The organism is Planktotalea frisia (assembly GCF_001890925.1).
Lineage (GTDB): Bacteria > Pseudomonadota > Alphaproteobacteria > Rhodobacterales > Rhodobacteraceae > Planktotalea > Planktotalea frisia.
Window position 1 is genome coordinate 1 of record NZ_MLCB01000079.1, and the last position, 13,014, is coordinate 13,014.

Annotated in this window: 11 protein-coding genes; 9 read left to right on the forward strand and 2 right to left on the reverse strand. The window is 52.3% G+C overall.

Annotation, left to right across the window (positions count from 1 at the left end):
• Together PFRI_RS04405 and PFRI_RS04410 are read left to right on the forward strand one after the other, a co-directional pair.
• Window positions 1-1,080, forward strand: a 1,080-nt coding sequence (locus PFRI_RS04405) for a flagellar hook-length control protein FliK (protein WP_139292090.1), incomplete at its 5' end; no start/stop codon positions are given.
• Between the two features lie 3 nt (window positions 1,081-1,083).
• Window positions 1,084-1,758, forward strand: coding sequence for a flagellar hook capping FlgD N-terminal domain-containing protein (locus PFRI_RS04410; protein ID WP_072629530.1), 675 nt, complete (start codon window positions 1,084-1,086; stop codon window positions 1,756-1,758).
• Here the strand turns inward: PFRI_RS04410 and ubiB are convergent.
• Complete coding sequence (gene ubiB / locus PFRI_RS04415) at window positions 1,755-3,290, reverse strand: 2-polyprenylphenol 6-hydroxylase (protein WP_072629531.1); 1,536 nt, start codon at window positions 3,288-3,290, stop codon at window positions 1,755-1,757. The genes PFRI_RS04410 and ubiB overlap by 4 nt on opposite strands.
• 3 nt (window positions 3,291-3,293) lie before the next feature.
• The gene (ubiE, locus tag PFRI_RS04420; RefSeq protein ID WP_072629532.1) at window positions 3,294-4,046 is read right to left on the reverse strand and encodes a bifunctional demethylmenaquinone methyltransferase/2-methoxy-6-polyprenyl-1,4-benzoquinol methylase UbiE; all 753 of its coding nucleotides are present in this window, start codon (window positions 4,044-4,046) and stop codon (window positions 3,294-3,296) included.
• A 101-nt stretch (window positions 4,047-4,147) separates the two neighbouring features.
• Here ubiE and mutM point away from each other — a divergent pair, with 101 nt between their 5' ends.
• The 7 genes from mutM to gyrB all read left to right on the forward strand — a co-directional run bounded on the left by mutM (window position 4,148) and on the right by gyrB (window position 12,978).
• Window positions 4,148-4,999 carry a bifunctional DNA-formamidopyrimidine glycosylase/DNA-(apurinic or apyrimidinic site) lyase gene (gene mutM, locus PFRI_RS04425; protein WP_072629533.1) on the forward strand — a complete coding sequence of 284 codons (852 nt, stop codon included), beginning with the start codon at window positions 4,148-4,150 and terminating at the stop codon, window positions 4,997-4,999.
• Between the two features lie 64 nt (window positions 5,000-5,063).
• A complete protein-coding gene (locus tag PFRI_RS04430; RefSeq protein WP_072629534.1) occupies window positions 5,064-5,840 on the forward strand; it encodes an acryloyl-CoA hydratase in 777 nt (258 codons plus the stop codon).
• Between the two features lie 97 nt (window positions 5,841-5,937).
• A complete protein-coding gene (rpsT, locus tag PFRI_RS04435; RefSeq protein WP_072629535.1) occupies window positions 5,938-6,201 on the forward strand; it encodes a 30S ribosomal protein S20 in 264 nt (87 codons plus the stop codon).
• Window positions 6,202-6,736: 535 nt separating this feature from the next.
• Window positions 6,737-8,113, forward strand: coding sequence for a chromosomal replication initiator protein DnaA (gene dnaA, locus PFRI_RS04440; RefSeq protein ID WP_072629536.1), 1,377 nt, complete (start codon window positions 6,737-6,739; stop codon window positions 8,111-8,113).
• A gap of 116 nt (window positions 8,114-8,229) precedes the next feature.
• Window positions 8,230-9,348: a DNA polymerase III subunit beta gene (dnaN, locus tag PFRI_RS04445; RefSeq protein WP_072629537.1), complete on the forward strand. Its 1,119-nt coding sequence runs from the start codon at window positions 8,230-8,232 to the stop codon at window positions 9,346-9,348.
• Between the two features lie 9 nt (window positions 9,349-9,357).
• The gene (gene recF, locus PFRI_RS04450) at window positions 9,358-10,470 is read left to right on the forward strand and encodes a DNA replication/repair protein RecF (protein WP_072629538.1); all 1,113 of its coding nucleotides are present in this window, start codon (window positions 9,358-9,360) and stop codon (window positions 10,468-10,470) included.
• Window positions 10,471-10,560: 90 nt separating this feature from the next.
• Window positions 10,561-12,978, forward strand: coding sequence for a DNA topoisomerase (ATP-hydrolyzing) subunit B (gene gyrB, locus PFRI_RS04455; protein WP_072629539.1), 2,418 nt, complete (start codon window positions 10,561-10,563; stop codon window positions 12,976-12,978).
• Window positions 12,979-13,014: the final 36 nt, after the last annotated feature.

A 13,014-nucleotide genomic window follows, 5' to 3' on the forward strand; every position in this document is an offset into this window, starting at 1 on the left:
GTCAGCGATCGCCCTCGCTGCAACCGTCATATTCTGGTTATGAGTCCTGAACCTAGGGAGCTAGAGTTGACTAAAAACGTAGCCACGAATGCGCAGCCGGAAATTTCAGCGCAGCAAATTGCCATTGAGGGCAAAGCCAGCATTCCACTTGACCAATCTTTGGAAACAAAACCAAGCGTACTAACAAATTTTAGCTCAGAGCATTCCGAAAAACCACCAAAAGAACAGACAACGTCGCAAATCAACCCCTTGCCGAACTCAGTCTCTCAAGTGTTGATAGATGCGGTTCCGCGTTTGGTTCCAGGTCGGTCAACCTTGCCAGCGACCACAGAAACACTGCGAGACGCGCAACCCTTAGGATCACTGCTTCCTACTTCACCAACATCAAGTCGTACTGGTGAGGCAATTTTTCAGTCATCCTTAAGTACAAGGATGGAGCAAATACCTGAAACGCAAACAACAGCCTCTTCAAGCATGTTGGCTACAAAACCCACTGTAGCACAGAAAAATGCCGCTTTCAGAAACCCGCCTGTAAACTCTTTAGTTGCGTCATCGTTTGAAAGTTTAGAAAAGCCACTTGAGCCACAAGCAGGCGAACATAACTCAGCGCCAGACGCGACCTTAGGCCTGCAATCTCAAGGGCCAGTCCAACTTACGGCACATACCCCGACTGCGTCTAACCCGACAATTCAAACAACTTCGTTGAACAATTTGGCCCAAGTTGTCGACGCCACTGTTTCCCTTCGGGACAATGTTGGAAAAATCGATGTCGCCCTCAAACCCGAAGACTTAGGTCGCCTCGCGATAAAGTTTGAGCAGACTGCCAATGGAACGCAGATCATCTTCAGCGCAGAGCGGCCCGAAACGCAAGATCTCATGCGGGGTCAAATGGACTTCTTACATCAGCAGTTCAAAAGTTTGGGACATGAAAACCTGACCTTCGCGTTCACTTCTTCGCAAGACCAAACTCACAGCCAAAAAGGCGACGCAACACACACTGAAACATTGCCCCCGAAAGAAACTGAAATTTTACTGTCGGTAAAACAATCCGTTTCCAACGGGTTGGATATAAGGATTTAAAACATGGAAACCAGCACAACACCTACACAAGCCCCGCCATTGTTCCCTTCGCAAACCACGAGCGTCGCACCGTCCCCCACCTCTGCTCTGAGCAGTGATTTTGAAACTTTTCTCAAGATGCTGACGGTCCAAATGGAAAATCAAGATCCACTCAATCCAGTGGATTCCGCCGACTATGCTGTTCAACTCGCAACATTTTCATCTGTCGAGCAGCAAGTTTTGACAAATGATCTGCTCAGCGCTCTCGGTGCCAGCATGGCTGGAGGAGGGATCGGTGCCCTTGGTCAATGGGTCGGAATGGAAGTGAGAGCAGGCGACACGGCTTTATATGATAGCAAGCCGATCGAATTGGTTACCCCTGAACCCGACGATTTTGATCAGCGCATTCTCGTGGTACGTGATGCAACAGGAGAAATTGCAACGCGGATCAACATTCCGGTCTCTGGCACTAATATTACATGGGATGGAAAACTTGCTGACGGAAGTATCGCGCCAAGTGAAACTTACAAATTCAGCATCGAAGGCTTCAAAAACGGAGCTCTAGAGTCAACCACGCCAGCCACACCATATAATCGTGTTCGCGAAGCGGTGGTCCAAAACGGTGAAACTTTCCTAATTTTGGAAGGTGGCGTTTCGGTTTCACCAAGCGAAGTCTCTGCTTTGCGAGATATCGATTAAAACCAAACCCATTGAATGGTCAGCAAAACAGCGACTCCGACAGCGCTACCTGCCACGAACCAAACACTTCGGCTCTTCGTTTTGCTAGCCTCTTCAACCGGAACATCGCCTGCCTGCCGGATCAGAGCAGCTTCGACAAGCGCAGGCAAACGCGGACCGAACCTTGCCAGGACTTTCGCAGTTTTGCCCAAGTCCCGAACAACAGCAGCGGGACCGATGCTCCCCTTAATATACTCTTCAACCACAGGACGCGCGACTTGCCAAATGTTCATGTGTGGATCAAGCGAACGCGCGACACCTTCAACAACCACCATGGTGCGTTGCAAAAGTATCAGCTCCGTGCGCGTTTCCATACCAAAACGTTCTGTCACATCGAACAGGTAGGTCAGCAATCGACCCATAGAAATATGTGTCGCATCCATCCCGAAAATCGGCTCACCCACAGCGCGAAGTGCGCGCGCAAACTCTTCAACATCACGATCAGCGGGCACATAGCCCGCTTCAAAATGGACTTCGGCGACGCGCTTATAATCACGGCGAATGAAGCCAAAAAGGATCTCGGCGTAAACACGGCGCGTGTATTCATCAATATGGCCCATGATTCCGAAATCATACGCAATGATATCACCGTTCGGGGCCACTTTCAGGTTGCCCTGATGCATATCCGCGTGAAAATAGCCATCGCGCAAAGCATGTTGCAGAAACAATTCCAAAACACGCGACGCCAGCACGCTACGATCATGCCCTGCCCCATCGATCGCATCGTTGTCACCTAGTGAAACGCCATCTGCCCAGCCGAGTGTCATAACACGGCGCGCGGACAAATCCCACTTGACTGCTGGTAGCGTAAAACCAGCGTCGCCACCTGTATTTGCGGCAAATTCTGATGCTGCAGAACTCTCTAAACGAAGATCAAGCTCGCCCAACACAACGCCTTCAAAATGCGTTATGACTTCCGTCGGTCGCAAACGGCGCGACGCTGGTGAGAGCAATTCAATCATCTCAGCTGCGAGATAAAAGGCATCGATGTCTTTACGGAATGCTTTCTCGATACCCGGTCTTAAGACCTTTACAGCAACAACTTCACCGGTTTCGGCGATCGTCGCTTGATGGACCTGCGCGATCGATGCCGCGGCGACCGGTTCGCTAAACTCTGAAAACACCTCATCGGCAGGAAGCCCAAGTTCTTGAGTTACCATCTTCTTGGCAACTTCAATCGGAAACGCGGGTAATTTATCCTGCAAAACCCGCATTTGAATAGCGAGTTCTTCGCCAACCACGTCAGGGCGCGTGGATAAAACCTGACCGAATTTGATGTAGGCAGGGCCAAGTGCGGTCAAAGCCCGAGGCGCAGGCGGCATGTTCACATCGCCCTTGTAACCAAGCCATTTGAACGGCCAGCCCAAAGTGCGCGCCAAAATACGCAAAGGACGCGGCGCATCCATCGCATCGAGAACAACGCCCATCGCGCCTGTGCGTTCCAAAGTTGCGCCCGTCACAATGAGACGCCAAATATTGTGCGGTCCACGCATCGGCTAGATCTTCCAACCAGAATGGAGTGCTGCAATGCCCATTGTCAGGTTACGATACTTCGCATTCTCAAACCCAGCTTTGCGCACCATATCAAGAAAAGTATCTTGATCAGGAAACTTGCGGATCGATTCGACAAGGTACTGATAACTATCCGAATCATTCGCGATCAATTTGCCCATCGGCGGGATCACATTGAAAGAATAGCGATCATAGGCCCATTGCATCGCAGGGTTGGGAATTTGCGAGAACTCCAGAATCATCAAACGACCACCGGGGCGCAAGACACGAAACGCTTCGTTCAAGGCTTCTTGGGGACGGGTAACGTTTCGAATGCCAAAACTGATCGTGTAAACATCGAAACTGTTGTCTTCGAACGGCAAAGCCATCGCATCGCCAACAACCCAATCAAGCGAATCGATCATCGCACCGGCTTCTGCGCGCTTGCGACCTTCGATTAACATAGGCTCGGTCAAATCGAGCACCGTCGCATGGCCACTGCCAGCACACTTTAAGAACCGGAACGATATATCGCCAGTACCACCGGCAACATCCAGCAAACGTTGCCCCGCGCGCGGCGCGAGCCAATCCATCATCGCATCTTTCCAAACGCGGTGGATGCCCATCGACATCACGTCGTTCATAATATCGTACTTTGACGCAACCGAGTTAAACACGCCCTGAACGCGACCCGCTTTTTCAGCCTCGGGAACCGTTTGAAAGCCAAAATGTGTGGTCTCAGAAATCTGATCGTTCATGAACAACGCCCATCCTTTTATTTGACCTTTGTTATAGAGCGCTGCACACCCGATACAATGCGCCCTTTTGGCTCGCTCAATGCAATGATCGGGGATGTAAATTGCCAGAATTACCAGAGGTAGAAACCGTAAGACGCGGCCTAGCGCCTGTTATGGAAGGTGCGCGCATTGCAAAAGCTGATGTAAACAGGCCCAATTTACGCTGGCCCTTCCCTGATCGAATGAGCGAACGTTTAACGGGTGCCAAGATCGAACGCTTAAGACGTCGCTCTAAATACATTCTCGCGGACCTCAATACGGGCGAATCGCTACTTATTCATCTCGGCATGTCGGGCCGTATGCTGATTTCTGGCGCTAAGCTTGGTCAGTTTGTGCATGATCATCCTGCTCCTGAAAAACATGACCACGTCGTGTTTCATATGGAGAACGGCGCACGCGTGACGTTCAACGATCCTCGACGGTTTGGCGCCATGGATCTGCTCGAAACCAAGACTGCCGATAGCCACAAGCTGCTGTCATCCATTGGACCTGAGCCGCTTGGAAACAGCTTTGATGAAGCCTACCTCATCGACGCGCTCGCGACCAAAGGCAGCCCTATAAAAAGCGCGCTCTTGGATCAAAGCATCGTCGCTGGCTTGGGAAATATCTATGTCTGCGAAACACTTTACCGCGCCCGCATTTCTCCGACGCGCAAAGCGAACAAGATTTCAAAACCACGGGTTGCAAGCCTTGTTCCGATCATTCGGCAAGTTCTGAGCGATGCAATTGCGGCGGGCGGTTCCTCCCTCAAAGATTTCAGGCAAGCAGACGGGGATCTTGGTTATTTCCAACATAGCTTTGATGTCTATGGGCGTGAGGGCGAACGCTGTAGAACGGATGGTTGCGATAACACGATTAAACGCATCGTGCAGTCAGGTCGTTCGAGTTTCTATTGCCCAACTTGTCAAAGATAGCTTGAAACACACAGCGCACATGGTAAGCAATCAGGCCTGAGCGCAACAACAGTGAGCTAACCATATGGCCTATGAAACGCTGATCGTCGAAATCGAAGATCACGTCGCCCTCATTCGCATCAATCGCCCCGAGGCGATGAATGCGTTGAATTCCCAAGTTTTGAGCGAACTAAGCACGGCGCTTTTGGATGCGGACAAGAACGACAAGGTGCGCTGCATCGTGTTGACCGGGTCCGACAAAGCCTTTGCCGCTGGCGCAGATATTAAAGAAATGTCCGAAAAGACTTTCGTTGATATGTTCATGTCAAACTTCTTTGCGGCCGAAGGGGACACTGTACGCTCGACTCGCAAGCCGATTATCGCAGCTGTTTCTGGCTATGCGCTCGGTGGCGGATGTGAATTAGCAATGATGTGCGATTTCATCATCGCGTCGGATACTGCTAAGTTTGGCCAGCCTGAAATTAACCTCGGCGTTGTGGCAGGAATCGGTGGTACGCAGCGTCTCACCCGTTTCGTAGGCAAATCCAAGTCCATGGACATGCACCTAACGGGTCGCTTTATGGACGCCGAAGAAGCAGAGCGAAGCGGACTTGTAAGTCGCGTCGTACCAGTAAAAAAGCTGAAAGAAGAAGCGCTTAGCGCCGCTCAGAAGATCGCTGAGAAATCTGTTTTGACCTCGATGGCCGTTAAAGAAGCCGTCAATCGCAGCTATGAGACAACCCTAAGCGAAGGCATTCTCTTTGAGCGCCGGTTGTTCCATTCGCTCTTCGCAACCGAAGATCAAAAAGAGGGCATGGCTGCCTTCCTTGAAAAGCGTCAGGCGCAATTTCGAGACAAATAAACACCGCAGGCCTTCGGGCCTGTTGACAGGACGCTGAGTCGGCCCTAAAGACCCGACTTCAAGATGAAACCGAACCCGAACAGTGGGACGATGATATATGGCTAATTCGCCGCAAGCAAAAAAGCGCGCTCGTCAAAATGAAGCACGTTTTCAAGTAAACAAAGCGCGTCGTTCGCGCATCCGCACTTTTCTGCGTAAAGTAGAAGAGGCGATTACATCCGGTGACAAAGATGTGGCATCTGCTGCTCTTCGTGACGCGCAGCCTGAATTGATGCGCGGCGTGACCAAGGGTGTTTTCCACAAGAACACAGTGGCGCGCAAAATGTCCCGCCTCTCGGCTCGCGTCAAAGCGATCGGCTAAGTCTAGCCTTCGAGCTAAACTACATATTTGATGATGAGCGCCACCTGATACAGGTTGGCGCTTTCGTCGTTTCGGCGTTCAGCATGTCTAATCTTTGAATTGATTCTTGCAGGTCTCGCAAAATTTCATACCGTCAAGATGACTCAAATAGACGGCTCTCATTTTCCATCGAACCTGTTGCACCACATCGCCGAAAGCGATTCTTTTGCGGCATTCAATGAGTCAAGGCCATAGATAAGTTGCCGCACCACGGGCCAACTTGATACCAACGTATTGCGATACACGTCGCCTCAGAATCACTCGTTATCACTGACGCCGTCGGTGATCCCATTTGGGGTTATTTGGCAGCCTTGAGAATTGTTTGGCTTTGAGGATCGGCATCACTGCGCGGTTTAGAGGTGGGGACCTTCTAAAAAGCGAAGATGCTGATGTTTGTAAGATTCCTAGACGGATCGTTCAGACACGGCGCGTTTTTCCGGGGCTCGCTCGCTCACCGGGAGGTCGCAAAAGATGGTTGGGATAAGAAAGAATACACATGACGCTCGACGACTGGGGACAGCTGCAAGACATACTTCGCGCTTCTGTTGGCAAGAATAACTATACCAATTGGATTGGTCCACTATCCTTCATTGGTGCAAAAAATGGCGTTGCGAGCTTTAGTGTTCCGACGAACTTCCTTGGCAACTATGTTTCGCAAAACTTTGGCGATATGATCGTTTACCAAGCACAACAAGCCGGACACGACATTCAACGCGTTCACTTTGCAGTCTTGAAAACTGGCGCAATCGAGACGAGCAAACAACACGCATCTGTCGCGCCCAAGCCTGACGTGCAAGTTTCCAGCCCTAAACCTTCAAAAACCCCTGATGTCCTCGCAGGTGCGCCCCTCGACAAGCGCTTCACATTCGACACCTTCGTCGTTGGTAAGCCGAACGAGCTGGCTCATGCCGCTGCGCGCCGCGTCGCTGAAGGTGGCCCTGTGACGTTCAATCCGCTGTTTCTGTATGGTGGTGTTGGCCTTGGTAAAACGCACCTCATGCATGCGATTGCTCATGAGCTGCAATCAACGCGCCCTGACCTCAAAGTGCTGTATCTCTCCGCTGAACAATTCATGTATCGCTTCGTGCAAGCCCTGCGCGAACGCAAAATGATGGATTTTAAAAGCCTGTTCCGTGCGGTTGATGTGCTCATGGTTGACGACGTTCAGTTCATTGGCGGCAAAGACAGTACGCAGGAAGAATTCTTCCACACGTTCAACGCTTTGGTCGACCAGAATAAACAAATCATCATTTCTGCTGATCGCGCACCCGGCGAGATCAAAGGCCTAGAGGATCGAATCAAGTCGCGTCTGCAGTGTGGTCTTGTGGTTGATCTTCACCCGACGGACTACGAACTTCGCCTCGGCATCTTGCAATCCAAGGTCGAAATCCAAAAGGCACAATATCCGGGCCTCAATATCGATGAAGGTATCATCGAGTTTCTCGCGCATCGCATCAGTACCAATGTACGTGTGCTTGAGGGCGCATTGACGCGCCTGTTCGCTTTTGCCTCGCTTGTGGGTCGAGAGATCACGATGGATCTGACCGTTGACTGTCTCTCCGATGTCCTGCGCGCATCAGAGCGTAAAATCACCGTCGAAGAGATCCAACGCCGCGTATCTGAGCACTACAACATCCGCCTTTCCGAGCTGATCGGTCCAAAACGCGTGCGCAACTTTGCACGCCCCCGTCAGGTAGCTATGTATCTGTGTAAGCAACTGACAAGCCGCTCGTTGCCCGAAATCGGACGCCGTTTTGGCGGTCGCGACCACACCACTGTCATGCATGGTGTCAAACGCATTGAAGAGCTGAAAATTCAGGACGGTCAAATCGCGGAAGATATCGAAATGCTCCGCCGCGCTCTCGAAGAATAGTCCGCAGAATAAGCCACAGGTCCAACAAACCATCACGCCTTTGTTAGAAAGGGCTTGAGGGATGCACTGTTTCAGGTAATTTGTCGTTCCGACACGTCTTTCGAGGAGCGAGACACATGAAAATCAGCATCGAACGCGCAACGCTGCTTAAAGCCGTCTCGCACGCCCAATCTGTGGTCGAGCGCCGCAATACAATTCCAATCCTTGCCAACGTGCTGATCGAGGCCGAAGGTGCAGAAGTTCGCTTTCGCGCAACAGACCTCGACATCGAAGTCGTGGACAAGGTTGAGGCGATGGTCGAGCGCGCTGGCGCAACGACAGTTTCTGCTACAACTTTGAATGAAATTGTTCGTAAATTACCTGATGGCGCGCAGGTCACTTTGACCGATGATGGCACGTCCGGACGCCTCACGATTGAAGCAGGCCGCTCGAACTTCTCCTTGGCGACATTGCCGAAAGAAGACTTCCCAGTGATGGCGACGTCGGAGTATTCCGCGAACTTCTCCGCTAAGGCGAGCGTTCTGCGCCGCTTGTTCGACAAATCCAAATTCGCGATTTCAACGGAAGAGACCCGCTATTACTTGAACGGCGTTTACATGCATGTCTCCGAATCCGAGGGTGGCAAAGTCCTGCGTTGTGTAGCCACTGATGGCCACCGCCTAGCCCGCATTGATGCCGACCTACCCGAAAACGCATCCGACATGCCCGGTGTCATTGTCCCGCGTAAAACCGTTGGCGAATTGCGCAAGTTGCTCGATGATGACGACATGCAAATCGCTGTCTCCGTTTCCGAGACCAAAGTGCGTTTCGCAACACCAGAGATTACGCTGACTTCCAAAGTCATTGATGGCACGTTCCCCGACTACACACGCGTGATCCCACAAGGCAACACGCGTAAGATGGAAGTCGACGCTGCCGATTTCGCCAAAGCCGTGGATCGCGTTGCGACTGTCTCTTCCGAGCGGTCTCGAGCTGTGAAACTCTCGCTTGACGAGGACCGTTTGGTTCTTTCCGTTAATGCCCCTGATAGCGGTGCTGCCGAGGAAGAACTGGCCGTCGCTTACGGAGATGAGCGTCTCGAAATTGGCTTTAACGCCAAATACTTGCTCGAAATCGCCAGCCAAGTGGACCGCGAAAATGCTGTGTTCCTCTTCAACTCTTCTGGCGATCCGACCTTGATGCGTGAAGGCAACGACACAAGCGCTGTCTACGTCGTTATGCCGATGCGCGTTTAAAGGGTCTCAATGACCACGCTCGCCCTTACCGAGCTGACGCTTTCCCATTTCCGCTCGCACAAATTGGCCCGCATTTCCTGCGGGCCTTTGCCTGTTGCGATCTATGGCCCCAACGGCGCGGGCAAAACCAACATTCTTGAGGCGGTGTCGCTCTTCTCCCCAGGTCGCGGGATGAGACGCGCCAGTGCCGAAGACATGACCCGTCGCCCCGAAGCGCTTGGATGGAAGATTACGGGCCTGCTCCAATCTCAAGAGCAGACCCACGAAATCGAGATGTGGTCCGAGAACGGCAATCCGCGCAGCACCAAAGCCAACTCCAAACCTGTCCCGCAAAATCGCCTCGCTGAACTGTCGCGCGTGCTCTGGTTGATCCCTGCTATGGACCGCCTTTGGATTGAAGGCGCAGAAGGACGTCGCCGTTTTCTCGATCGCATGGCGCTTAGCTTTTTTCCGAACCATGCAGAGGCATCGCTCACCTATGAAAAGACCATGCGCGAGCGCAACAAGCTTCTGAAAGAGAACGTGCGCGACCCAATGTGGTACGGGGTCCTCGAAACCCGCCTCGCGGAAACTGGCGCGGTGATCCACGAGAACCGCGTTCAAACACTGGATTTTCTTAGCAAAGCACAGACCCAAGCCGAAACCTCCTTTCCCACAGCTGATCTTGAACTGATACACTCTGAGGACGCGATGCCCGTCGATAGCGCAGACCTGAAAGACGCGTTTGAAGCCAGCCGTTTCCGCGATCTTGCCGCTGGCCGCACACTCGTCGGACCACATCGCGCTGATCTTTATGGGGTTTTCACTGCCAAAGGCGTTCCAGCGAAGGACTGCTCTACAGGCGAACAGAAAGCACTGCTTATCTCGCTCATCCTCGCCAATGCCCGCGCACTTTGTGCACAAATCGGTGCACCGCCCATTCTGCTCCTCGACGAGGTCGCCGCCCACCTCGATGCGACCCGCCGTGCATCCCTTTATGCCGAGATCAGTGCATTGGGCGCACAAGCATGGATGACGGGCACTGAAGCTTCGCTTTTTGATAGTCTTTCAACACAATCTATGCACCTCGAAGTGACCGAAAATGCAGGTGTCAGCGAGACGAAAGTCGTGCAACTCGATTAAGCTATGTTCCGCACACAAAATATAGGTGTAGCGCGTGACATTCCCCCCAAAGATTAGTATAAAACCTTTAAATAATGAGGGGGTTTTCGCATGTCCGAGACCGAGCAGAACAACGCCGAATACGGTGCCGATTCTATCAAAGTTCTCAAAGGCTTAGAAGCCGTACGCAAACGCCCGGGCATGTACATCGGTGACACCGATGACGGCTCTGGTTTGCACCACATGGTCTACGAGGTCGTGGACAACGGAATTGACGAAGCGTTAGCCGGACATGCGGATGCGGTGAACGTAAAAATTCACGCAGATTCCTCTGTTTCAGTCAGCGACAACGGCCGTGGCATACCTGTTGGCATCCACGAGGAGGAAGGCGTTTCCGCCGCAGAGGTCATCATGACCCAACTCCATGCAGGCGGTAAATTCGACAGCAACTCCTACAAAGTGTCCGGCGGTTTACACGGCGTTGGCGTCTCCGTTGTGAACGCACTTTCCAACTGGCTAGAACTACGTATTTGGCGAGATGGCAAAGAGCACGTCGCACGGTTCGAGCATGGCGACACCGTCGAACACCTCAGAATTGTGGGTGACACCCCTGGTCGAAGTGGCACGGAAGTCCGCTTTCTTGCCTCGACCGACACTTTCTCCAATCTGGATTACGTGTTCGAAACGCTTGAAAAACGCCTGCGCGAACTTGCGTTCCTAAACTCTGGCGTGCGCATTATCTTGACGGACGAACGTCCTGTAGAACACCTACGCACAGAGCTTTACTATGACGGCGGCGTTAAGGAATTCGTGAAATACCTCGACCGGTCCAAATCTTCCATCATGGAAGAGCCAGTCTACATGATCGGCGAAAAGGACGACATCGGCGTCGAAGTCGCGCTCTGGTGGAACGACAGTTACCACGAAAACGTCCTGCCTTTTACCAACAACATCCCCCAACGGGACGGTGGTGCGCATTTGGCGGGTTTCCGAGGCGCTTTGACCCGCACAATCAACAATTACGCTCAATCAAGCGGCATCGCGAAGCGTGAAAAAGTGACTTTCACAGGTGACGATGCGCGCGAAGGTTTGACATGTGTTCTTTCGGTCAAAGTTCCAGATCCGAAGTTCAGCTCACAAACCAAAGACAAGCTTGTCAGCTCTGAAGTACGCCCAGCGGTTGAGGGTTTGGTGAACGAAAAACTGGCCGAGTGGTTTGAAGAGAATCCCGCCCAAGCGAAAATCATCGTTGGCAAGATCATCGAAGCCGCCCACGCACGCGAAGCTGCACGAAAAGCCCGTGATCTGACGCGTCGCAAGACTGCGATGGATGTGAACTTCCTCGCGGGTAAGCTAAAAGATTGCTCTGAAAAAGACCCGTCCAAAACCGAAGTCTTCCTCGTCGAGGGTGATTCCGCTGGTGGCTCTGCGCAAACAGGGCGTGATCGTCAAACCCAAGCGATTTTGCCGCTCAAAGGTAAGATCCTCAACGTCGAACGTGCGCGTTTTGACAAAATGCTGAATTCACAGGAAATCGGCAACCTCGTGATGGCGCTTGGAACTGGCATTGGACGCGACGAGTTTAACATTGAAAAGCTGCGCTACCATAAGATCGTCATCATGACTGACGCGGACGTTGACGGCGCGCATATTCGCACGCTTTTGCTCACGTTCTTCTATCGTCAGATGCCTGCCTTGATCGAGGGCGGTTTCCTCTACATCGCGCAGCCGCCGCTTTACAAAGTGGCACGTGGCAAGTCCGAAGTGTATCTCAAAGACCAAGCCGAAATGGACAATTACCTGATCGAGCAAGGCATCGAAGGCGCAGTTCTGCGCCAAGGCAATGGCGAGGAAATCCTCGGCCAAGACTTGCGCCGAATTGTCGATGAGGCCCGTCAACTCAAGCGCGTGCTCGATGCGTTCCCGACGCACTACCCACGTCACATTCTAGAACAAGCCGCCATCGCCGGTGCCTTTGTTCCCGGTGTTGTCGATCAAGATTTGCAAGGTACTGCTGACCTTGTAGCGAAGCGTTTGAACCTGATTGCCCTTGAATACGAACAAGGTTGGCAAGGCCGTATCACCCAAGATCACGGCATTCGTCTCGCGCGTATTTTGCGCGGTGTAGAAGAAGTGCGCACACTTGATGGTCCAATGATGCGTTCTGGCGAAGCCCGCAAAACGGGTAGTTTCACCAAGAGCCTTCAAGACGTATACGAATTGCCTGCGACGCTTGTTCGCAAAGAGCGCAATCAAGCAATCTACGGCCCACTCGATCTGCTGAATGCAATCCTGCAAGAAGGCGAAAAAGGCTTGTCTTTGCAGCGCTACAAAGGTCTCGGCGAAATGAACCCCGATCAGCTTTGGGAAACAACGCTCGACCCAGATGCGCGCACATTGTTGCAGGTAAAAATCGACGATGTTGCGGAAGCAGATGATCTGTTCACCAAACTGATGGGCGATGTGGTTGAACCACGCCGCGAGTTTATCCAGCAGAACGCGCTCAACGTGGAGAACCTTGATTTCTGATCTTTTGGACTCATTGATCGAACAAAAGGTGCGCGA